19 protein-coding genes and 1 pseudogene are annotated in these 21,498 nt (G+C 72.7%); 8 read left to right on the top strand and 12 right to left on the bottom strand.

The window, feature by feature from the left end; translation table 11 throughout:
* Positions 1-4 precede the first annotated feature (4 nt).
* The 10 genes and pseudogenes from HF526_RS10400 to HF526_RS10355 form a co-directional block, all read right to left on the bottom strand.
* Positions 5-970, bottom strand: coding sequence for a serine/threonine-protein kinase (locus HF526_RS10400; RefSeq protein WP_169381159.1), 966 nt, complete (start codon positions 968-970; stop codon positions 5-7).
* On the bottom strand, positions 967-2,676 hold the full coding sequence (locus HF526_RS10395) for an ABC transporter ATP-binding protein (RefSeq protein WP_420821607.1): 1,710 nt from the start codon (positions 2,674-2,676) through the stop codon (positions 967-969). Before HF526_RS10395 ends, HF526_RS10400 begins: the two co-directional genes overlap by 4 nt.
* Before the next feature lie 1,287 nt (positions 2,677-3,963).
* Positions 3,964-4,155, bottom strand: a pseudogene (locus HF526_RS10390) (LLM class F420-dependent oxidoreductase); the annotation flags it as partial.
* Between the two features lie 4 nt (positions 4,156-4,159).
* Positions 4,160-5,113, bottom strand: a complete 954-nt coding sequence (locus tag HF526_RS10385) for an alpha/beta hydrolase (protein ID WP_169381157.1) — start codon at positions 5,111-5,113, stop codon at positions 4,160-4,162.
* Positions 5,114-5,117: 4 nt separating this feature from the next.
* Positions 5,118-5,255 (bottom strand): hypothetical protein, encoded by a 138-nt coding sequence (locus tag HF526_RS10380; RefSeq protein ID WP_169381156.1) that lies wholly within the window; start codon positions 5,253-5,255, stop codon positions 5,118-5,120.
* 131 nt (positions 5,256-5,386) lie between these two features.
* Positions 5,387-6,712: a xanthine dehydrogenase family Fe-S subunit gene (locus HF526_RS10375; protein WP_169381155.1), complete on the bottom strand. Its 1,326-nt coding sequence runs from the start codon at positions 6,710-6,712 to the stop codon at positions 5,387-5,389.
* Positions 6,709-7,608 (bottom strand): FAD binding domain-containing protein, encoded by a 900-nt coding sequence (locus tag HF526_RS10370; RefSeq protein WP_169381154.1) that lies wholly within the window; start codon positions 7,606-7,608, stop codon positions 6,709-6,711. The genes HF526_RS10375 and HF526_RS10370 overlap by 4 nt, the downstream gene beginning before the upstream one ends.
* Before the next feature lie 15 nt (positions 7,609-7,623).
* Entirely contained in the window at positions 7,624-8,403 is a 780-nt protein-coding gene (locus HF526_RS10365) for an enoyl-CoA hydratase/isomerase family protein (protein ID WP_169381153.1), read from the bottom strand.
* A gap of 1 nt (position 8,404) precedes the next feature.
* Positions 8,405-10,825, bottom strand: a complete 2,421-nt coding sequence (locus tag HF526_RS10360; protein WP_169381152.1) for a xanthine dehydrogenase family protein molybdopterin-binding subunit — start codon at positions 10,823-10,825, stop codon at positions 8,405-8,407.
* Entirely contained in the window at positions 10,822-12,363 is a 1,542-nt protein-coding gene (locus HF526_RS10355) for a class I adenylate-forming enzyme family protein (protein WP_169381151.1), read from the bottom strand. The genes HF526_RS10360 and HF526_RS10355 overlap by 4 nt, the downstream gene beginning before the upstream one ends.
* Positions 12,364-12,579: 216 nt before the next feature.
* Here HF526_RS10355 and HF526_RS10350 point away from each other — a divergent pair, with 216 nt between their 5' ends.
* The 6 genes from HF526_RS10350 (at position 12,580) to HF526_RS10325 (ending at position 17,070) form a co-directional block, all read left to right on the top strand.
* On the top strand, positions 12,580-13,299 hold the full coding sequence (locus HF526_RS10350; RefSeq protein WP_169381150.1) for an MIP family channel protein: 720 nt from the start codon (positions 12,580-12,582) through the stop codon (positions 13,297-13,299).
* Positions 13,300-13,482: 183 nt separating this feature from the next.
* Positions 13,483-14,697 carry a formaldehyde dehydrogenase, glutathione-independent gene (gene fdhA, locus HF526_RS10345; protein ID WP_169381149.1) on the top strand — a complete coding sequence of 405 codons (1,215 nt, stop codon included), beginning with the start codon at positions 13,483-13,485 and terminating at the stop codon, positions 14,695-14,697.
* Between the two features lie 76 nt (positions 14,698-14,773).
* Positions 14,774-15,337, top strand: a complete 564-nt coding sequence (locus tag HF526_RS10340) for a PadR family transcriptional regulator (protein WP_338051397.1) — start codon at positions 14,774-14,776, stop codon at positions 15,335-15,337.
* Between the two features lie 56 nt (positions 15,338-15,393).
* Positions 15,394-16,005: a sulfite oxidase-like oxidoreductase gene (locus HF526_RS10335; RefSeq protein WP_169381148.1), complete on the top strand. Its 612-nt coding sequence runs from the start codon at positions 15,394-15,396 to the stop codon at positions 16,003-16,005.
* Positions 16,006-16,007: 2 nt separating this feature from the next.
* Entirely contained in the window at positions 16,008-16,703 is a 696-nt protein-coding gene (locus HF526_RS10330; protein WP_169381147.1) for a ferredoxin reductase, read from the top strand.
* Positions 16,704-16,893: 190 nt separating this feature from the next.
* The gene (locus tag HF526_RS10325; protein WP_169381146.1) at positions 16,894-17,070 is read left to right on the top strand and encodes a hypothetical protein; all 177 of its coding nucleotides are present in this window, start codon (positions 16,894-16,896) and stop codon (positions 17,068-17,070) included.
* Between the two features lie 77 nt (positions 17,071-17,147).
* On the opposite strand, the gene HF526_RS10320 is transcribed toward HF526_RS10325, so the two are convergent.
* Positions 17,148-17,984, bottom strand: a complete 837-nt coding sequence (locus HF526_RS10320; RefSeq protein ID WP_338051396.1) for a DUF1932 domain-containing protein — start codon at positions 17,982-17,984, stop codon at positions 17,148-17,150.
* Positions 17,985-18,172: 188 nt separating this feature from the next.
* The gene (locus HF526_RS10315) at positions 18,173-18,976 is read right to left on the bottom strand and encodes a metal-dependent hydrolase (protein ID WP_169381144.1); all 804 of its coding nucleotides are present in this window, start codon (positions 18,974-18,976) and stop codon (positions 18,173-18,175) included.
* Positions 18,977-19,121: 145 nt separating this feature from the next.
* Here HF526_RS10315 and HF526_RS10310 point away from each other — a divergent pair, with 145 nt between their 5' ends.
* Both HF526_RS10310 and HF526_RS10305 read left to right on the top strand, forming a co-directional pair.
* The gene (locus HF526_RS10310; RefSeq protein WP_169381143.1) at positions 19,122-19,913 is read left to right on the top strand and encodes an aldolase/citrate lyase family protein; all 792 of its coding nucleotides are present in this window, start codon (positions 19,122-19,124) and stop codon (positions 19,911-19,913) included.
* A 220-nt stretch (positions 19,914-20,133) separates the two neighbouring features.
* On the top strand, positions 20,134-21,495 hold the full coding sequence (locus HF526_RS10305; RefSeq protein WP_169381142.1) for an MFS transporter: 1,362 nt from the start codon (positions 20,134-20,136) through the stop codon (positions 21,493-21,495).
* Positions 21,496-21,498 lie beyond the last annotated feature (3 nt).

The raw sequence follows: 21,498 nt of genomic DNA, 5'->3' as shown, positions 1-21,498 counted from the left end.
GCTCTCAGGTGGGGCCGGGCGCGGGGGTGTCGTGGCCGGTGAGGGCGGCCAGCGCGGCGTCGAGCGCAGCGAGGGTCGGGCGCCGGTCGGGATCGGGTGCCAGGCAGGCGTCGATCGCGTCGGCAACGGGGTGGGCGAGCCGGCGCCGGGCGCGGATGCGGGGCGCCCGGCGGGTGAGCTGCGGGTAGCGGTCGGCGAGGTCCGCGGTGGCGGTGCGGCGGCGCACGGAGGGGGTCGGGCCCGGGAGGTCGAAGGGCGCGAACCCGGTGGCGGCCTCGTAGAGGACCAGGCCGATGCCCCACACGTCCGTGGCCGGCCCGAGATGACCGCCGCGGATCTGTTCGGGAGCCATGTAGGCCGGTGTTCCGGAACCCCGCCGGTAGCGTCCGGGCGGGCGGGCCAGGCTCAGATCGATCAGCTGCGCGCGCCCGGCGTTGGTGATGATGTTGCCCGGCTTGATGTCGAGGTGCAGGTACCCGGCCCCGTGCAGGTAGCGGGTCACGGAGCAGAGGTGGCGGCCGAGGTGGCCCAGGGCAGCGGCGGGCAGCCGCTGCCCGAGGTCGTCGATGATGTAGGCGAGGGTGACCCCGCTCAGCGTCTCCAGCACCAGGACCGGCGGTTGCGGCCGGGCGCATCGGATGAGCTCGTAGCCGCGCACGAGGTGCGGATGCGCCAGCGAGGTCAGCAGCCGCCCCTCGAGCAGCAGGTGCCGGCGGATCATCCGGTCCTCGCACCGGTCGCCTCGCGCGGTCTTGATGCAGCACCGGGCGAAGCGCACCTCACTCCAGACGTCGTAGGTGTCGTAGTCCGCCCCGCGGTGCAGGTGCTCGAGTACCCGGTATCCGGGCGCGATCTCGTCGCCGGAGGCGAAGGGCGATGGCCCGGCAGGCTCACTATCGCGGTGCTCGGGGCCGCCCTCGGGGAACAGACAGCGTGCTGCACCACCGCGGATCGGTGCGGCGGTGCTCATACCGGGCTCCGCTGCATGAACGACGCGCCGGGCTGCTGCGGTCCGCTCGGCTGCTGCTGGTGCAGCCGGTAGAGCCGAGCGTATCCGGCGTGGGTGGCGAGCAGCTGGGGGTGGGTGCCGGTCCCGGTGACCCGGCCGTGATCCAGATACAGGATGCGGTCGGCGTCGGTCACGGTGAGCAGGTTGTGCGCGATCACGATCGTGGTGCGTCCGGTCATCAGCCGCCGCAGCGGCGTGAGAATGCGGTCGGCCGACTCGGCGTCCAGGCCGGTCGTGGGCTCGTCGAGGATCAACACCGGTGCGTTCCGGATCATCGCTCGGGCGATCGCCACCCGTTGGCGCTGGCCACCGGACAGCAGCCGGCCGCGCTGTCCGACCCGGGTGTGGTAGCCATCGGGCAGCTCCCGGATGAAGGCATCCGCGTCTGCGGCGATCGCGGCGCGCACCACGTCGCGCTCGGTCGCGCCAGGGCGGCCCCACAGGATGTTGTCCCGGATGGTGCCGTCGAACACGAGCGTCTCCTGCAGCACCGCGGCCATGTTGCGGCGCAGGTCGGCCAGCGAGAGCTCGCACAGGTCGCACCCGTCGAGCCGGATGGCGCCCGTGTCGGGGTCGTAGAGGCGCAGCAGCAGCTTTGTCAGCGTCGACTTGCCGGCACCGCTGGCCCCGACCACGGCCAGCTTCTGCCCCTTCCCGACGGCGAAGCCGACGTCGCACAACGCGGGCTGATCACAGCCCGGGTAGGCGAATCCGAGGCCCTCGACCTCGAGGACCCCGGCTCCCCGGTCCAATCGCCGCGGCCGCGGGGCCTCGCACACGAGCGGTCGCTGGTCCAGCAGCTCCATGACGCGCTCAGCGCTCGCGGCCGCCGCGTAGACCGAGTTCGACAGCCGGCCGATCCCGCGGACCGGGCTGTAGAGCTGGGTCAGGTAGACGACGAACACCAGCAGCCCACCGAGCGTGATGCGGCCGTGGGCCAGCTCCCACATGCCCAGGCCCAGCACGAGCAGCACTCCGGCGGCCTCGAGCAGGTCGGCCACCGGCCGGAACAGGGCGCGGAGCCGGGTCGCGGCCATCTGCGCCGTGAAGGCGGCGAGGTTCTCCCGGTGGAACCGGCCGATCTCGGAGTCCTCGCGGGCGTAGGCCTGCACCAGCGCCGCGTTGCCGAAGCTCTCCTCGGCCACCGCTGTGACCGAGCCGGCGCGGCGGCGCTTCTCGCGCGAGGCTTTCTTGATCCGCCCCGAGAAGGACCGGGCGATGAGCGCGAAGAGCGGTGCGGCGACCAGCGCGGCCAGCGCGAGTTGCCAGTTCAGATAGAACAACGCCGCCGCGTAGAGCACGATCGTGAACGCGAAGTACAGCGCGTCGACCAGACCGGACACCACTGTCTCCTCGATGGTGTCGATGTCGCTGGTCAGCCGGGACAGGACATCGCCGAGCGGGCGACGTTCGAAGAACCCGACCGACAGCCGCTGCAGGTGCGCGAACAACCGGGTGCGCAGGTCGAGCACGAACCGCTCGCCCACCCACGTGGTCAGATAGTCGTCGGTGAACGAGACCGCTCCGCCGGCCACGGTGATCATCACGTAGGCGGCCGCCACGACGGGGAAGAGCCGGAAGTTCTGCGGGGCCAGCACGTCGTCGATGAGGACCTTGAACATCCAGATGCCCGCGGTGTCCAGCATCGGCCCCAGCGCCACCAGCACCAGGGCGATCCACAATCGCCCCCGGAACGGACGGGTACACGGCCAGAAGCGCCGGAATATCGCCACCAGGCCTGTGCTCGGGGTTGCGGCGGTCAGTCCGTCGGGGCCACCCGCCGGGACCGGAGAGCGCTGCGTCACGACCGGTTGTCCGGTCTGCGGCGTCCCGTTGTCCGTCCGCACCGCCGGCGGCGTCTCGGAGTTCGGCATCGGGGGTCGACCTCAGCGGGTCCCGCCCGCAGGGCTGCGGGCAGGACCCACTGCTGCGCAATCCGTCAGTGCTTGGTGCGCCGGTGGCTGCGCCGGTGACCGCGCCGGTGACTGCGCCGGTGGCTGCTCTTCCCGTGCCCGCCCCAGCTCGGCAGCGCGGGCCTCAGTTCGTCGAACCATGTACGCATAATCACTACCCTCCCCTCCAGAAAACGCCCGATCGCGCTTCCTGTAATGCGGCAGGGTACTCGGGTTTCCAGCCACGATGTCAAGCGTTGGACGTTCATTAACAAGTTTTTTTCGGGCCCGCGAACGGCGTACCGGTGACAGCCGCGCGTATATGCCGGCCAGGCCCTTTCAAGATATACACAACCGACATTTCCGGTCGCCGCCGGAACAAACTGTGGGCTGCCGGATTCGGCGACGATCAGTGGTGGTCGTCCGCTCCCGGAGGGTTGGTCCCCACGGATCACGAGGCGGCGTCACCGCGCCTTCGGCACCGGCCGACGGGGCGGATCGCGAGGGGAGGCCCGCCGTGGACAGGGACCGCACCCGGACGCGTCGGCGGGGTTCGCACCGCTTTCAGGCCCGGCAGCGCTCCGAGCGCTCCAGGCGCTCGCATGGTGGCCCCGGGTCGCCGGGCGCTCGGATGTCAGGCGAGACATCGCCGGCCTCCTCCGACCGGAAGGCGGTCGCCGCTCGCGATCCCCACCCGATGACTCACCTCGGCGAAACGCTTCGCCAGCCGACGGGTTCAGAATTCACCCGAACATCGGAGAATGCTCCGATCAGGGGTCATCCAGGCGCAGAAATAGTCCGAAACTGGAGGCGGCACAGTGCCCTCCGCAGTCCGGACGGCCGGGCGGATCCAGACCCCTGCCGCCGGAAAATGGCCTGAGCGGCGGCTTCGCACCCGGCACCGAACCGCGGTCCGGGCCTCATTGTTCGGCAAGGAACCAACAGCGAAGAAAACGTATGGATGGTGGGATGATACCGATTAACCCGAACGTCCCAATTGGATTGGGACGGTTGGGGAAGCTAGACCGAACGAGGGGCAGGGCGTCGGCCAGGCCGGCCAGCCGCCCAGGCCCCGAGCATCGTCCAGCACTCGAAGTGCTTGCCGTCGGCCTCGCCGTACAGCGGGACGAAGTGGTCCCAGTTGAACACGATGTCGACGCCGGCCTCCTCGGCCTCGGCGACGGCCCGCCTGATCGGGGCGTAGTCGGCGTGCTGGGGTTGCAGTTGCACGCCGATGCGGATGGGACGGGTCATGGGCTCACCCTCGCAGATCGCCGGTCCTGGCCCCGGGTGCGTGTCGACCGAGCAGACCGGCGAAGGCGGCCAACGCGTCGGCGCTGCGGGCGTCGGCGGCCTCGACGGCACCCAGGAAGGCGACGTAGCCGTGGATCAGCCCGGGTCCGGGCAGATGCACGACGGGCACCGCGGCGGCGCGCAGCCGCTCGGCGTAGGCGTCCCCGTCGTCGCGCAGCGGGTCGAACTCCGCGGTCGCCACGACCGCCGGGGCCACGCCGGTGACGTCGGCGTGCAGCAGGTCGAGCGCCGGGTCGGTCGCCGCCCCGTCCGGCGCGTACTGCGCATAGAACCACTGCATGTCGGCCCGGGTCAGGAAGTAGCCCTCCCCGTTCTCCGTGATCGACGGCAGCGCCATGGACGGGTCGGTCGCCGGGTACAGCAGCAACTGCCCGGCCAGCGCGGGCCCCTCCTCCCGGGCCCGCAGCGCCACGCCGGCGGCGAGGCTCGCGCCCGCGCTGTCACCGGCCACGCCCAGGATCCGGTCGCCGAAAACGTCCGCGGTCCAGGCCAGCGCGGCCATCGCGTCGTCGAGCGGGGCCGGGTGCGGGTGCTCCGGTGCGAGCCGGTAGTCGACGGACACGACCACCGCGCCGACGGCGTTGGCGACCCGCCGGCAGACCGGGTCGTGGGTGTCGAGGTCGCCGATGACCCAGCCGCCGCCGTGCAGGTAGGTGACGGCGGCGCCCCGGCCGTGCATCGGGTGGTAGATGCGGACCGGGATCGGACCGGCCGGCCCGGGAACGGTCCGGTCCTCGACGGCGGCCACCGGCTCGGGGACGAAGCCCTCGCCGCGGCGGGCCAACGCCAACGCGCGGTAGTGCGCCCGGGTCTCCTCCACGGTGCCGCGGATCAGCGGCAGGGCGCCCGCCACGGCGAGCGTGTCGAGCAGGTCCCGGAACTGGGAGTCGAGAGCCATCGGATCAGTCGCCGTCGACGACGGTGAGGGCGACGTCGCCGGTGCCGCGCGGCGGGTGCGGGCACCGCCGGTGATCGAGCCGCCCGCCCCGCGCCATCGCGGTGGCAGAGTACATGGCGTCGTACATGGCGTCGCTGCGCATGGCCTGAACCCTAGTTCGCCGGCCGGGCGAACGCCGAGCAGATCTTTCGCCGCCGGATGAGCGACGGGCGGGCCCGAGGCTCCCGGTGTCCCCGGCCGCGCGCATCGAGCACGGCCGGGGACACCGGACGGTCAGCGGGCCCGGCGCGTGCGGATGGCCTCCTGGATCCGCACGCGGGCCCGGGCGGCCCCGCGCTTGATCGCGTCCAGGGCCGCACCCATCGCGATCTTCACCGGGCTCGGCCCGGCGCTCACATCCGGCGCCGTCCCGGTCGTCGCGGTCTGGTCGACCGCCTCGCCGAACTGCTCGAACAACCGCCGGCTGACGTCCCCGGCCAGGGCGCGTCCGAACTGCGCGATCCGGCCGGACAGGAACAGCGCGGCGTCCGCCTTCAGCACCGTGCCGCCGCCCGGCGCCGCCTCGGCCCGCAGCCGGATGTCGGCCTGGGTCGCGCTGCCGCCGGTGTCGGCGCCCTGCGCGAGCACCCGCATCCGGTGGTCGGCGGGGTCCCGCTCGATGACCTGGGCGAGGCCCTCGAAGGACAGCTTCACCGGCCCGAGCGCGATCTTCGCGCGGCCGCGGTAGCGGTCGTCGGCCAGCACCTCGACCAGCTCCGCGCCGGGCAGGCAGCGGGCGAGCTGGTCGAAGTCGTCCAGCACCGCCCACACCTTCTCGACCGGGGCGGACAGCGCGCTGGTCACCTCGACGGTGGCCGACGGCGCGCCGCCCGGCATCCGAACCTCCTGTGGCAGCGCGGGGCCGGCGACCGCCGACGCCGCGGCCTCCTCCCCCGGCGTCGCCGTGGAGTGCCCGCCACCGCGGCCGACGAGGGTGCGGGCCGCGCAGTTGCGCGGGCCGGGCAGGCCCTCGGGGTGCTCCGCGGCGACGTCCGCGACGGCGTCGAGGATCCCCCGGTAGCCGGTGCACCGGCAGATCACGCCGGACATCTCCTCCGGCAGGTCCGCCGGGTCGACCTTGGTGCCCTGCGGGCCGTTGGCCAGCAGGTCGTAGCTGCTCATCAGCATGCCGGGGGTGCAGAACCCGCACTGCAGGCCGTGGTGGGCGGAGAACGCCTGCTGCAGCGGGTGCTGGTCGTCGGGGGCTCCGAGGCCTTCGACGGTCACGATCTCGGCGCCCTCGCACTGCACCGCGAACAGCAGGCACGCGCGGGCCGCGTCGCCGTCGACGAGCACCGTGCACATGCCGCAGACGCCGTGCTCGCAGCCCAGGTGGGTGCCGGTCAGGCCGAGGTGCTCGCGGAGCACGTCGGCCAGGTGCATCCGGGCCGGGACCGACACGGTCACGTCAGTTCCGTTGACCGTCATCGCGATGTCGACCAGCTCCCCCGCCGCCACCTTCTCCCGCGGCGCAACCGTGCGTTGTGGAGCCTTGACGTCGTCGCGGGCGGCCGCATCACTGCGCCGTGTCTCCCCGACGCGGTCGGACAGCTGGGTCATGAGGGGTGCTCCGTTCCGGTGGACGCGGCGCGGGTGTGGGCCTTGACCAGCTCACGGGCGGCGAGGACACCGAAGAGGCGGCGGCGGTAGCCGGTGGAACCGTGGCTGTCGCCGCCGGTGTCGACGATCTCGGCGGCCAACTCCGCGGTCGCGGAGCGCAGGTCCTGCTCCGCCGGCCGTTCACCGGCGCCGCGCAGCAGCGCCGTGACGTCGCGGGTCACCGGGCGGTCGGAGATCCCGAACCCGGTGAGCCGGGCCGAGGCCACGGCGCCGTCACCGCCGACGGTCACCTTCGTGGCGACCCCGGCGAGGGCGAAGTCGCCGTGCCGGCGGGCGATCTCGGCGAAGCCGTGGCCCTCCCCGGGCCGGCCCACCGGGAACTCGACGCCGACCAGGACGTCTTCCGGGCCGGCGCCGGTGGTCATGGCGCCCAGGAAGAACTCCTCGGCACCGATCGTGCGGCGCCCGCCCGGGCCGGCGACCTCGAGGGTCGCACCGAGGCAGCACGCGACCGCGGGGAGCTCGGCCGCGGGATCGGCGTGGGCGAGGCTGCCGCACACGGTGCCGCGGCTGCGCAGCTCGCGGTGCCCGACGAAGGGCAGCGCGAGCGGCAGCAGCGGCACCGCAGCGACGAGCGGGCTGTGTTCCAGGGTGCGCTGCCGGACGGCGGCACCGACCCTGATCACGGCGTTGTCACCGGATCCGTCGCGGGTCAGCTCGTCCAGACCCTCGACGGAGTTGATGTCGACGAGCGTCGCGGGCCGGCCCAGCCGCATGGCCAGGACCGGCACCAGCGACTGCCCGCCGGCCAAGACCTTGCCGTCGCCACCGGCGAGCTCGGCGAGCACATCGTCGAGCCGCGCGGGGCGGACGTAGGCGAACGGTGCTGGTTTCATGGTCGAGCCTTCATCTCAGCGTCCCGTGAACTCGGGCTTGCGCTTCTCGCCGAACGCCTTGACGCCCTCGGCGAAGTCGTGCGTCGAGCGCAGCATGGCGTAGGCCTTGCGCTCCAGGTCGATGCCGGTGTAGAGCGGGCCGTCGATGCCCTTGTCGAGCACCTCCTTGGCCGTGCGCTGCGCCGCCGGGGAGAAGCGGGTCATCTTCACGGCCAGCTCCTCGGTCGCCGCGTAGAGCGCGTCGCGGTCGTCGTACAGCCCGGCGACCAGGCCCCAGTCCAGCGCCTGCTGCGCCTTGATCCGGGTGGCGGTCATGATGTGGAACTTCGCCCGGGACAGCCCGATCAGCCGCGACAGCCGCTGGGTGCCACCGGAGCCGGGGATCATGCCGAGGTTCATCTCCGGCAGCGCGAACTCGCTGCGCGGGGTGGCCAGCCGGATGTCGCAGGACAGCACCATCTCCAGCCCGACACCGAAGCAGTAGCCGTCGATCGCGGCGATCACCGGCTTGGCGCTGCGCGCCGGCGCGGTGACGTTGTGCCCGAGGTCGGTGAAGTCGATCGGGTCGACCTCCATGAACCCGGCGATGTCGCCGCCGGAGGTGAAGTGCTCGCCGTCGCTGCGGACGACGACGACCCGGATGTCGGAGTCGGCGTCGATCTCCGCGAAACGGTCCGCGACGAGCTGCCGCATCTCCCAGGTGACGACCGTGAACCTGCCGTGGGACAGGGTCAGGTACGCGACCTTCCCGTCGTGCCCGCGCTCCAGAATGACGTCGCCGCCGGTCAGCGCCATGTCAGGACAACTCCTTCTCAGTGTTCTTCTCGGAGGAAAGCAATTGGTGCAGAACCTCGCCGTGCAGGGGGAGCTTCGTGATCTCCACCCCGGACGGGCGCAGCGCGTCCGCGACGGCGTTGGCCAGCGCGACCGGGAAGCTCATCGAGGAACCCTCGCCGGAGCCCTTCGCCCCGAGCGGGGTGAGTGGCGACGGCGAGACGACGTGGTCGGAACGCAGCTCGTAGCCGGTCTCCGCACTCGTCGGGCACAGGTAGTCCAGGAACGTGCCGGAGGTCGGCTGGCCCGACTCGGCGTAGGTGAACTCCTCGTACATCGCGCCGCCCAGGGCGTGCGCGAGGGCACCGTAGACCTGCCCGTCGAGCAGCTGCTGGTTGAGCACGGTGCCGGCGTCGTGCACCGAGGAGACCCGGTCGATCGAGATCTCCAGGGTGTCCGGGTCGATCTTGACCGCGACCAGCTCGGCGACGAAGCCGTAGCACAGCGAGGAGTTGATCCGGTCGTCCTTGGTGGCCGCCCTGACCTCGCGCGGGGTGAACGCGGCCTCCTCGTACAGCCGGGCCGAGGTGCCCTCGGGCAGCACGCCCGGGTCCCAGTGCACGACGCCGGCCGCGTGCCGGAACTGCACGGCGCGCGACGGGTCGTCGCGGTGCCGGACGGTGCCGTCGGCGAGCTCGAGCTCCTCGGGCGGCAGGTCCAGCATCACCGAGGCGGCGGCGCGCACGGTGTGCGCGATCCGGTCGGCTGCCTGCACGACCGCACTGGTCACCAGCGGGGCGAAGCGTGAGGAGTAGCTGCCGGAGGTGACCGTCCACGGCGTCGTCGCGGTGTCCATGTCGATGACGACACGGACCGCCTCGACCGGCAGACCGAGGCGGTCCGCGGCGATCTGCCGGGCCACCGTGGCGTGGCCCTGGCCCTGGGGGACGCTGCCCAGCATCACCGTGACCAGGCCCTGCATGTCCACCGAGATGCGGACGTGCTCGGTGGAACCGGACTTGTCGCGGCCGGGCTTGCGCTGCTCGGACGGGGTCGCCAGGCCCACGTAGCCGATGTTGGTGCCGGACGGGTCGACGACGAGCCCGACGCCGATGCCGTAGTAGGCGCCCTCGGCGCGGGCGGCCTCCTGGCGGCGGCGCAGCTCGTCGAGGTCGGCGTTCTTGACCGCGAGGTCGACCGCGGCCTGGTAGTCGCCGGAGTCGTAGACACCGCCGGTCGGGGTCTCGTACGGGAACGTGGTGATCAGGTTCTTGCGCCGGACCTCGACCACGTCCCGGCCGGTGGCCGCGGCGACGGCGTCCATCAGCCGCTCGAGGCCGAAGTAGAGCTGCTGGCCGCCGAATCCGCGGTTGAGGCCGGTCGGCATCTCGTTGGTGACGACGGCGCGGGCGCGGATCTCGACGGCGCCGATCTTGTACGGGCCGGTGAGGTTGCCGTAGCAGCGGTACAGCGTCGACGGCTCGGGCGGGCGCATGTAGGCGCCGACGTTGTCGACCAGGTCGGCCTTGAGCGCCGTGATGATCCCGTCGGCGTCGACCGCCGCGGCGAACGTCATGACCCGGTCCGCGCCCGTGGAGCTCGCCAGCAGGTGCTCGATGCGGTCCTCGGTCCAGCGCACCGGCGTCCCGGAGTGCTTGCTGGCCAGCGCCATCAACACCACGTAGGGGTAGATCCCGGCCTTGATGCCGAAGCTGCCGCCGATGTCGGCGGGCACGTGCAGCCGCACCTTCGAGGTGGGGATGCCGAGCGCACCGGCCATCACCGGAACCATCGTGAACGGGCCGTGGAAGTTGGCCCAGGTCTCCACCGACGGACCGTCGGCGCCCTCGCGCCAGTCGGCGATGACGCTGTAGCACTCCATCGGCACCGAGGAGTAGCGCGGGAAGTCGTACTCGCCCTCCACCACGTGGACCGCCTCGGCGAAGGCCTTGTCGACCTCGCCGAAGCAGAACGTGCGGTCGGTGGCGACGTTGGAGTCGGCCTTGTCGTGCAGCCGGGGCGCGTCGGGGGCCAGCGCCGCCCGGGCACCGACGACGGCGTCGAGCGGCTCGTAGTCGATCGCCACGAGCTCGGCGGCGTCCTCGGCCGTGTACCGGTCGGTGGCCACGACCACCGCGACCGGCTCACCGACGAAGCGCACCTTGTCGGTGCCCGTCGGGTAGTACTCCATCTTGGCGCCGGTGGACAGCGGGAACGGCTTGAGTGCGGCCAGCACCTCGTCCGGTCCGATCACCGCGGCCACCCCGGGGAACGCGCGGGCCCGGGACAGGTCCACGCCCTTGATCCGGGCGTGCGGCTGTGTGGAGCGCACGACCGCGGCGACGAGGGTGCCCGGCAGCGGGTCCATGTCGTCGAGGAACCGGCCGCGGCCGGTGACCAGCGGGCCGTCCTCGATCCGGCTCGGGGTCCACTTCCCGCTCATGCCTCACCTGCCTTCGCACTGTCGGCCAGCGCGTCGAACTCCCCGGCCACGAGCGTGCGGCGCAAGGTCTTGCCCACCCCGGAGCGGGGGATGGAATCGACGGCGATCACCCGCTTGGGCCGCTTCAGCGAGGGCAGCCCGGAGCCGTCGCGGGCGAAGGCGACGGCCTGCTCGGCCGCCGTCAGCGGGTCGATGCCCTTCGCCGGAACGACGAACGCGGTGACCGCGTGGCCCCAGCGCTCGTCGGGAAGCCCGACCACGCACACGTCGTCGATCGCCGGGCAGCGGATCAGCGCGGCCTCGATCTCGTCGGGGTAGATGTTCTCCCCACCCGAGTTGATCATGTCGTCGACGCGGCCGGCGACCCACAGGTCCCCGTCCTCGTCGGCCGTGGCGAGGTCACCGGTGTAGTACCAGCCGTCGCGAATCGACTTCTCGTTCGCGTCCGGACGTTCCCAGTACCCGGCGAACGCCTCCGGGCTGTCCATCGACACGATGACCTGGCCCTGCTCGCCCGGCGCGACGATCGCGTCCGGCGGGGCGCCGATCTGCGGGGCGACCAGCCGCACCCGGGAGAAGATGCCGGCCCGGCCGGCGGATCCGGGCTTCGCCGCGACGTCCGGGCCGATGGTGAAGGTGTAGATCTCGGTGCTGCCGAAGTGGTTGACGAACGCCCGCGGGGACACCGCCTCGACGAGCTGCTCGGCCAGCGACGGGGTCATGGCGGCGCCGGCGTAGGCGAGCCGGTCGAGCGTGCGGGCCTCGCCCAGGCGTCCGGTGCGCAGCAGCGACCAGTAGATCGTCGGCACCAGGTAGAGCGAGGACACGCCCTGGTCGAGGATCAGCCCCATCGACTCGTCGGCGTCGAACGCGGGCTGAGCGACCCAGGTCCCGCCGACGACGATGCTGGCCAGCAGCGTGCGCAGGCCCATGGTGTGGAACATGGGCATGACACCGAGGGTGACCTCGCCGTTGCGCTGCTGGGTCTGCACCGCGTGCGCGACGGCGGCGGAGTGCTCGGCGCGGTGCGTGCGCGGCACACCCTTGGGACGCCCGGTGGTCCCGGAGGTGTAGAGCATCACGCTGATGTCGGTCTCGGCGGGGACGTCCGGGATCGCCGCGTCGGACTCGCCCTCGGCCCGCGCGTCGAGGTCACCGCCGCCGCGGACCACCAGTGAACCCAGGCCGGCCGTGGCCTGCGCGGCCCGCTCGGCGGTGGTCGAGTCGGTCACCAGCAGCTTCGCGGCCGCGTTGTCGAGGCAGTAGCCCAGTTCCTCGGCGCCGAAGCGGGTGGACAGCGGCACCGAGACCGCCCCCAGCTTCTGTGCGGCCAGGTGCAGGCTGGCCAGTGGCTCGCCGCCGGCCATGCAGAGCGCGACCCGGTCACCGGGCCGGATGCCCGTGCTCGCCATGGCACGGGCGAGCCGGTTGGTGCGAGCGTCCCACTCCCGGTAGCTGAGGTGACGCCCGGTGCCACGGACCGCGGTCCGGTCGGGGTAACGCTCGGCGGCCCAGGTCAGGGCGGTGGCCAGATCCATCGGACCCCCAGCAACATCACGAAGACGGCAATAATCTGGTTCGGACCGTACAGCCAGAATGGTCCCGGGGCAAGCCGGAGTGACCCGGCCACACCCGCGTTCACCCCGGCGGTTAACTCCGCCGGTCCCGGGCACCCCTGCGCGCTGACCGTCGCACGCCGTGCGCCCGATCGCCGGGAGCGCCGCGTGCTCACACGACCGCGGAGGTGAGACGCCGTGGGGGCACTACCCCGCCGCCTGGTCGCCGAGTTGCTCGGCACCGCCCTGCTCGTGCTCTTCGGGGCCGGGTCCGCCGTCGCCGCGGCGACCGTCGGCGCAGGGAGCATGGACTTCGCCGGGCTCGGTTTCGTCGGCCTGTCGTTCGGCATCGCGATCGCCGTCGCGGTCTACGCCTTCGGCACGGTGTCCGGCGCGCACATCAACCCGGCGGTCACCATCGCCCTCGCGGTGGCCCGCCGGTTCAGCTGGGCCGACGTGGTGCCCTACGTGGTCGCCCAGCTCGTCGGCGCGACGGTCGGCGCGCTGCTGATCGTCGGGATGTACGGGCCGCGCTCGGTGCATGTCGGCCTCGTCGGCGCCACCACCCTCGCCGACGGCGTGGGAATCTGGTCGGGGCTGCTCGCCGAGGTCCTGGCCACCTTCCTGCTGGTGCTCACGGTCATGGCGCTCGCCGTGGACGCCCGCGCACCCGCCGGTTGGGCCGGGCTGATGATCGGCCTCGCGGTCGCCTGCGCGATCATCGTGGTCGCCCCGCTGACCGGCGCGGCGCTGAACCCCGCCCGGGCCTTCGGCCCGTACCTGGTGGCGACGCTGTTCGGCGGCACGGTGCCGTGGCGGGAGTTCCCGCTGTACTGCGTCGGGCCGATCATCGGCGGTGCGCTCGCGGCGCTGGTCTACCTGGTGGTGTCGGAGCCCGCACCGGCCGCGGCGGACTGACGGTCGGGCCAGGGCCTCCCGGATCCGACATCACCGACGATCGGCCCTGGCCGGTCCAGGCGTCAGCCCCTAGCGTCGACCCTGTTCGCCGGACTCGCCGCGCGAGCGCCCCGCCGGCAGGGCAACGGGCGCCGTCCCGGGACCCGGTCCGCCCGCCGGCGGCACACACGAAGGGACACCTCTATGTCGGACAACAGGGTCGTCGTCTACAAGGGGCCAGGCCAGGTAGCGGTGGAGGAGATCGAGTATCCCCGCCTGGAACTGCCGCCCGACGTGGTCAAGGGGCTCAGCCTCAAACAGGAGGCCCCGCACGCGGCCATCCTGCGCATCGTCACCACGAACATCTGCGGCAGCGACCAGCACATGGTGCGCGGCCGGACCACCGCCCCGGTGGGCCAGACGCTCGGTCACGAGATCACCGGCGAGGTGGTCGAGGTCGGTGACGACGTGCTGTTCGTCAAGCGCGGCGACATCTGCTCGGTGCCGTTCAACATCGCCTGCGGCCGCTGCCGGATGTGCAACGAGGGCAAGACCGGCGTGTGTCTCAACGTCAACCCGGCACGGCCCGGCGCGGCCTACGGCTACGTCGACATGGGCGGCTGGGTCGGCGGCCAGGCCGAGTTCGTGATGGTCCCGTTCGCGGACTTCAACCTGCTGAGGTTCCCCGACCGCGACCAGGCGATGGAGAAGATCCTCGACCTGACGATGCTCTCGGACATCTTCCCGACCGGTTACCACGGCGCCTACACCGCCGGCGTCCGCACCGGTTCGACGGTCTACGTCGCCGGGGCCGGCCCGGTGGGGCTGGCCGCCGCGCACTCCGCGCAGCTGCTGGGCGCCTCGGCGGTGCTGGTCGGGGACATGATCCCGGAGCGGCTCGAGCAGGCCCGCAGCTTCGGCTGCGAACCGATCGACCTGCGTCAGGACGCGGAGTTGGGCGAGCTCATCGACCAGGTGCTCGGCGAGCCCGTCGTCGACGCCGCGGTCGACGCGGTCGGCTTCGAGGCCCGCGGACACGGGCAGGACGCGCAGGAACAGCCCGCGACCGTGCTCAACGACATCATGTCGGTGACCCGGGTCGGCGCGTCGCTGGGGATCCCGGGGCTCTACGTCACCGGGGACCCGGGCGGGGTCGACGAGAACGCCAAGATCGGCCAGCTGGGCATCCGGATCGGGCTGGGCTGGGCCAAGTCGCACAGCTTCACCACCGGTCAGTGCCCGGTGAAGCGCTACAACCGGCAGCTGATGAACGCGATCCTGGGCGGACAGGCGCAGATCGCGAAGGCCGTGAACGCCACGAAGATCTCGCTGGACGAGGCGCCGCGGGGCTACCAGGACTTCGACCGGGGAGCCGCCCGCAAGTTCGTCATCGACCCGCACGGCATGGTCGCCGCCTGATCGGTCGGCGTCGATCGACCGGACATCCGGCCGGACCGTCTTTCTCGGACGGTCCGGCCCGGATACTATCGGCGCTGTGACCCCGATCCGCCTGTCCACGACGTCCTACGTCGTGCTGGGCATGATCGCGCTGCGCGGGCCGTCGACACCGTACGACCTCAAGCGCGCCGTCGGACACTCCGTCGGCTACTTCTGGCACTTCCCGCACGCCCAGCTCTACTCCGAGCCCGACCGGCTCACCGACCTGGGGTTGCTCGAGCTGTCCGTGGAGGACACCGGACGGCGGCGCAAGACGTACTCGCTGACCGACGCCGGGCGCACGGCCCTGCGCGCATGGCTCGCCGCGCCAACCCCCGAGCACTTCGAGATGCGCGACATCGCCGAGCTCAAGCTGTTCTTCAACGAGGTCGGCGACGCGAACAACGTGCTCAGCCTGGCCCACGAGCAGATCAAGCAGCACGAGGAACGGATCGCGGTCTACGAGGGGATGCAGGAACGCTTCGGCGACGCCCCCGAGGCCCGCCCGCGCATGCTCACCCTGGAGCTCGGCCTGGAGATGGAGTACGCGGCGCTGCGGTTCTGGACCGCGCTCGCCGCGGACGACCTGGCCCGGTTGCGCCGCACCCGCCGCGCGGAATGAACCGCGGCCGGGTCGCGCTTGCACAGCTACACGCACCCGACCGGAAGCGAGGCGCGATGGCCGGCATCACCCGAGGCTTCCTCGGACGCGGCAAAGCCGCACGCGACCCCCGGCTGCCCCCGGGCCAGTACGACGCGGGGACCGAGTGGCCGGTGCTCAACGCCGAACCGACCCCGCGGCTGCACCTGCCGGCCTGGTCGTTCACCATCGAGGGCCTGGTCGAACGCGAGGTCAGCTGGACCTGGAACGAGATCCGCGCGCTGCCGCCGTCGCGCTACAGCGGCGACATCCACTGTGTGACGACGTGGTCCCGGCTCGGGATGACCTTCGACGGCGTCTCCGTGGACACCCTGCTGGACGCCGCCGGCCCGCTGCCGAGCGCAACCCACGTGCTCGCCGTGTCCCACACCGGCTACACGACCAACCTGCCGCTCACCGACGTCACCGCAGGCAAGGCGTGGGTCGTCTGGAACGCCGACGGCCGGCCGCTGAGCACCGAGCACGGCGGGCCCGCCCGGCTGCTGGTGCCGCATCTGTACTTCTGGAAGAGCGCGAAGTGGGTCTCCGGGTTGCGCGTTCTCGACCACGACGAGCCGGGGTTCTGGGAGCGCAACGGCTACCACGACCGCGGCGACCCGTGGCTCGAACAGCGCTACCAGGGCGACTGACGATGCGCACCGGATGGCGGACCGCGCGGGTCCTCGACGTCCGCGACGAGACCCCGAACGCGAAGACGCTGCGCCTGGGGCTCGACGCCCCGTCCGGCCACCTCGCCGGCCAGCACTACATCCTGCGGTTGACCGCACCCGACGGCTACACGGCGTCGCGGTCGTACTCGGTGGCGAGCCCGCCCGACGGCGGCAGCGAGATCGAACTGACCATCGAGAGGCTGCCCGGTGGGGAGGTCTCGGAGTTCGTGCACGACGTCGTGGAGCCCGGCGACGAACTGGAGGTGCGCGGGCCGATCGGGGGCTGGTTCGTCTGGGGCGGGGACACCCCGGTGCTGCTCGTGGGCGGCGGCTCCGGCGTCGTGCCGCTGATGGCGATGCTGCGCCAGGCCCGTCTGGAGGACCGCGCCGATCTGGTCCGGCTCGTCGTCTCCGCGCGCCGGCCCGCCGACCTGTACTACGCCGACGAACTGCCCGGCCCGCAGACCACGGTCGTCTACACCCGGGAGAGTCCGCCGGGGGCGACCCGAGCGCCCGGCCGGCTCATCGCCGATGACCTGGCCCCCCTGCGACGCCCCGGGGACACCACCTACGTCTGCGGCTCCCCCGCGTTCTGCGACACCGCGACCGATCTGCTGATCGGCCTCGGGGTGCCGGCGCAGGGGATCCGGGTGGAACGCTTCGGCCCGACCGGGTGACCCGGTCCGGTCGCGCCCGGACCGTGTGACGGCGCGGGACCTGGCCGACACGCTCGGCGGATGACGACACCGGCGACGACACCTTCGGGTGACTTCCGAGTGCCACACGCGACTCCGAGAACCCTTCGCGGCCACTCTGGGCAACCTGGGGTTGGTCACCATCCTGGTCACGACACGTGAGGAGTCCGTCATGAACCACACCCGTCTGATGCCGGCCGCCGTCCTGATCGGGGCGTTGCTCACGGCGGTGCCGCCGGCAGCGGCGCCGGCGGCCGGGGGACAGAGCGCCGCGCCGCAACCGGAGGCCGCGAACCGGGGCTGGGACGACGCCGGCACCACTGTCGCGCTGGGCGCGCTGCCCCGCTGACCCCACCCGCCCCGGCCTCCGCCGTCACCCCGGGGTGCGGCGGCGGCCTGCGTCCCGGGCCCGGGCGCCGACGCCGGTCAGGGCAGGGTGCCGTCCGCGGCCCGGCGGTAGATCTCGGCCGCAGCCCGGGAGAAGCCGTCGGGCAGGCCGAGCGCGCCGACCGCGTCGGCGGCCTGCTCCATCTCCCCCGCCCACCGCCAGGCCTTCGATCCCGCCTGGTGTGCCACCCGGCCCAGCTCCGCCGCGAGATCGACGCCGGTGCGCGCCAGCTCGCCGCGCAGCGCGTCCGCCACACCGAACCCGCGAGCGGCGGCGTCGAGCTCGAGCCAGATCGCCGGCAGCGCCTTGCTCTGCAGCGCGAAGCAGACCTTCAGCGCGCTCGCCGTGCCCAGTTCCGGGCCGAGCACCCGGGCGTCGAACGGGGAGCCGGCGAACAGCTCGGCGACAGCGCCGGCGGCCCGGCCCGACAGCCACAGCACGGTGCGCCCGGGCTCCCACGCCGGCGGGCCGATCACGGCGCCGTCGACGACGACGTCGGCGCCCAGCAGATTCCCGATGCCCGACACCGTGGCCGGGGAGACCGCGTTGGCGTCGACGAAGATCGGCGGGTCGGAGCGGCCGGCGACCGCCGCGGCGACCTGTTCGGCGACCTCGCGGGCCGCGTGCGGCGGGCAGATCGAGATGATCACGTCGGAGCGCCGGGCCAGCTCGGCCACGTCCGGGACCCCGATGAGATCGGCCAGCTCGGCGCGCTTGGACGTGGCCTGGGAGCGGCCCGCAGCCGCCCAGATGACCGCGCCGGCGACGGGCTTGCACGCCGATCCGATCGCCGCACCCATCGCGCCGGGATGCAGGATCCCGATCACCGGCCGCCTGCGCAGGAACCTGCCGGACGTGTCGTTGCTCTCGCTCACGTCGGCATCATGGTGCATCGCCCCGCGCACGGGCGGGGGCCGGGGCGCCGGACACGGGGCGCCGGTCGGCACCCCGACCCGAAGGCAACGGTGCCGCCGCACCGCGCTCCCGTCCTCCGCCTCGCAAGGCCAACCGGGCCCGCCCGGCTGGGCCTCACGGGTCGGTCCTGCGCCCTGCGGGACCGGGCTCAGCCGCTGGTCAGCAACCGTTCGACGTGGTCGCGCATCGCCAGCGCGAAGGGCAGCACGCCCGGCACGACCAGCACCGCGAGCGCCAGCGTCGCCACCGTCAGCAGGGGCCCCACCACCACCGTCTCGACCGGGCCCCCGGCGCGGAACCGCAACGCCCGCGGGCTGCCGATCGGATACCAGCGGCGGCGCCGGATCGGCAGCGGCCACAGCAGCGGGACCCCTGACTCCGTCACCGCGTCGCCCAGGGCGTGCACCAGCATCCCCAGCGCGACGGCCGCACCCAGCCAGCCTGCGGTCCCCGCGGTCCCGCCGGGGACCCACTGGTCGGCGGCGTAGGTCAGGCCTGCAGCGATGACCAGCGACGGCGGTCCGGGCACCAGCGCGTCCAGTCCTTTGATCGCCAGCGCCAGGCAGACGAACAGCGTGCCGAGCACCACCGGCGCGCCCCATCGCGCGGACCCCAGGTTGATCAGCACCCCGATGAGCACGGCGAACAACGCGGTGTGCGTGATCCCGCGGTGGGTGCCGCGGCCGGTGTCACGCGAGTCCCGGGTGAGCCGGTAGAGCAGCGCCGAGAACGGCCGCACCACGCGGCTGGCCACGACCGACGCCCAGGAGAAGCGCCGGGTCGCGGTCGAGCTCGGGTGGTCCAGGTCGGGCAGCAGCGCGGCCCCCGCGCACACCGCGGCGAACGTCAGGACACTGCCCGCCGTGGCCGGGACCGCTATCAGGTGCGAGCCGAAGCCGGCGACGGCCAGACCGACGGCCGCCCCGGAAAGGGCATGACTGATCCCGAGCACCCTGCGCCGTCCTCTCCCACGCCCACCGATCGGCGCTCGACCCTAATGACGTGCCGGGCCCGGATCCGGGAGGCGCGCGGCGGGCCGCGCGGCGGCGCACGCCACAGCGGTGGATCGGGCCCGGGGAATCGGGCAGGGTGCGGGGGTGGACACGACGCACCCCGCAGTGGCGGCACGACTCGGCGAGGACCTGGTCGGAGGCTGGTTGCAGCTGCCCGGCTCGGCGACCGCCGAGCTGATCGGCGCGATCGGTTTCGACTTCGTCTGCATCGACACCCAGCACGGCCTGATCGGCGACGACGCGCTGCTGCCGATGCTGCAGGCGCTGAGCGCCACCGCCACCCCCGCGCTGGTCCGGGTGCCGTGGAACGAACCGGCCCCGATCTCGCGGGCACTCGACCGCGGCGCGGCGGGCGTGATCGTGCCGCTGGTGAACTCCGCCGACGAGGCGCGCCGGGCCGTGGCCGCGTGCCACTACCCGCCGCGCGGGGCCCGCAGCTTCGGCCCGACCCGGGTGAACTGGCGCGACGCCACCGGCCCGGCCGCCGACCCCGCCTGCATCGTGATGATCGAGACGATGCAGGCGGTGTCCGCGCTGCCCGCGATCCTCGATGTGGACGGCGTCGACGCGGTGTTCGTCGGCCCGTCCGACCTGGCCCTCAGCGCGGGCCTGCCCACCGGCGCTCAGGGCGGCGGCCCGGAGTACGACGCGCTGCTGCGCGCGATCGTCGACCCGTGCCGGGAGCACGGCGTGCCGGTCGGGATCTACAGCGCCTCCGCCGAGCACGTGCGCCGGTTCCGCGGGCTCGGGTTCACCTGGTGCGCCGGGCCGTCCGAGGCGTCGATGCTGTGGGCGGCCGCGGCGACGCACCTCGCGGCCGCCCGGCCCGGGTCCGACAGCGCGGCCCCGGCGCCGGCCCACCGGACCGGGTACTGAGCAGGGGACGCAACACACTCGTCGCGTCACTGTGAGTCACGGATCGGCCGGCCGTTGCCGATCTGTGGCCGTCCATACCCCCATCCGGAGGTACCGGATTACGTCCGTTGTTTCCATTCTGTCCGCATCCGCGTCGGCGGGCGTTCTGCTGCGGTGTGCCGGCGGACCTGCCCGACCGGCTCCGGACGTCAATGGAGATCCCCCGGAGGTCTGAGGTCTGATGTCGCAGGACGAAGCCACCGCGCCCGCGGTCCGCTCCCCCATCGCGCCGCCCGCGGGCGGTGTCGACACACCCCCGGTGCCGATGAAGCGCATCGCCATCGCGAGTTGCATGGGCACCACGATCGAGTTCTACGACTTCTTCATCTACGGCACGGCGGCCGCGCTCGTCTTCCCGACCGTCTTCTTCCCCGCCCTCGGTGCGGCGGCCGGGACCGTGGCCTCGTTCGCCACCTTCGCCGTCGCGTTCGTCGCGCGGCCGGTCGGCGCGATCCTGTTCGGCCACTTCGGCGACCGTATCGGCCGCAAGCGGACGCTCATCTCGACGCTGCTGCTGATGGGGATCGCGACGGTCCTGATCGGCCTGCTGCCCGGCGCGGCGAGCATCGGCGTCGCCGCCCCGATCCTGCTCGTCCTGCTCCGGTTCGCGCAGGGCTTCGCGGTCGGTGGTGAGTGGGCCGGCGCGACCCTGCTCACCGCCGAGTACGCACCACCCGGCCAGCGCGGCAGGTACGCGCTGTTCCCGCAGCTCGGCCCGGCGATCGCGTTCTTCCTGTCCAGCGGCACGTTCCTGGTCAGCGGCCTGGTCCTCGGCTACGGCGACGAGACCTTCCTGACCTACGGGTGGCGCATCCCGTTCATCCTCAGCATCCTGCTGGTCGGTGTCGGCCTGTACGTGCGGTTGAAGATCGAGGAGACGCCGGTCTTCGAGCAGGCCCGCAAGGCCGCCGCGACGGCCCCGGCCACGCGGGCCCCGTTCGTCGAGGCGTTCCGGGGGCAGACCCGGGAGATCCTGCTCGGCGCCGGGTCGTCCACGCTGTTCTTCGCGTTCTTCTACATGGGCACCGCGTACCTGACCAGCTACGGCACCAGCCCCACCGGCGCGAACCTGCCCCGGCCGCTGGTGCTGGGCCTCGGCATGATCGCCTCGGTGTTCTTCGCGACGGCCATCGTGCTGGCGTCGATCTACTCCGACCGGTTCGGCCGGCGCAAGGTGATCATGCTGTCGACCGCGGTCGGTGTGCCCTGGGCGCTGGTGCTGTTCCCGATCCTGGACATCGGCACCGCCGCGGCCTTCGGCATCGGCCTGACCATCACCCTGATCATCTTCGGCATCTCCTACGGTCCGCTCGGCGCGTTCCTGCCGGAGCTGTTCCGGACCCGCTACCGGTACACCGGGGCCGGACTGGCCTACAACCTCGCCGGGATCCTCGGCGGCGCGATCCCGCCGCTGGTGGCCGGGCCGCTGGCGGCCTCGTTCGGTGGCATCGCGATCGGGGTGATGCTCGCGGTGATCGCGGCGTTCAGCTTCGTGTGCACCGCGGTGCTCGTGGAGACGCGAGGCAAGAGCCTGGACGCGTGACAC

The organism is Pseudonocardia acidicola, from assembly GCF_012911935.1.
GTDB lineage: Bacteria > Actinomycetota > Actinomycetes > Mycobacteriales > Pseudonocardiaceae > Pseudonocardia > Pseudonocardia acidicola.
Note: the sequence above shows the minus strand (reverse complement) of the source record. Positions and strands in the feature narration are given on the sequence as shown.

Coding starts and splice junctions, on each gene's coding strand:
- HF526_RS10400 (WP_169381159.1), bottom strand. CDS start 970: ATGAGCACCGCCGCACCGATCCGCGGTGGTGCAGCACGCTGTCTGTTC.
- HF526_RS10385 (WP_169381157.1), bottom strand. CDS start 5,113: ATGGCTCTCGACTCCCAGTTCCGGGACCTGCTCGACACGCTCGCCGTG.
- HF526_RS10380 (WP_169381156.1), bottom strand. CDS start 5,255: ATGCGCAGCGACGCCATGTACGACGCCATGTACTCTGCCACCGCGATG.
- HF526_RS10375 (WP_169381155.1), bottom strand. CDS start 6,712: ATGACCCAGCTGTCCGACCGCGTCGGGGAGACACGGCGCAGTGATGCG.
- HF526_RS10370 (WP_169381154.1), bottom strand. CDS start 7,608: ATGAAACCAGCACCGTTCGCCTACGTCCGCCCCGCGCGGCTCGACGAT.
- HF526_RS10365 (WP_169381153.1), bottom strand. CDS start 8,403: ATGGCGCTGACCGGCGGCGACGTCATTCTGGAGCGCGGGCACGACGGG.
- HF526_RS10360 (WP_169381152.1), bottom strand. CDS start 10,825: ATGAGCGGGAAGTGGACCCCGAGCCGGATCGAGGACGGCCCGCTGGTC.
- HF526_RS10355 (WP_169381151.1), bottom strand. CDS start 12,363: ATGGATCTGGCCACCGCCCTGACCTGGGCCGCCGAGCGTTACCCCGAC.
- fdhA (WP_169381149.1), top strand. CDS start 13,483: ATGTCGGACAACAGGGTCGTCGTCTACAAGGGGCCAGGCCAGGTAGCG.
- HF526_RS10335 (WP_169381148.1), top strand. CDS start 15,394: ATGGCCGGCATCACCCGAGGCTTCCTCGGACGCGGCAAAGCCGCACGC.
- HF526_RS10330 (WP_169381147.1), top strand. CDS start 16,008: ATGCGCACCGGATGGCGGACCGCGCGGGTCCTCGACGTCCGCGACGAG.
- HF526_RS10325 (WP_169381146.1), top strand. CDS start 16,894: ATGAACCACACCCGTCTGATGCCGGCCGCCGTCCTGATCGGGGCGTTG.
- HF526_RS10305 (WP_169381142.1), top strand. CDS start 20,134: ATGTCGCAGGACGAAGCCACCGCGCCCGCGGTCCGCTCCCCCATCGCG.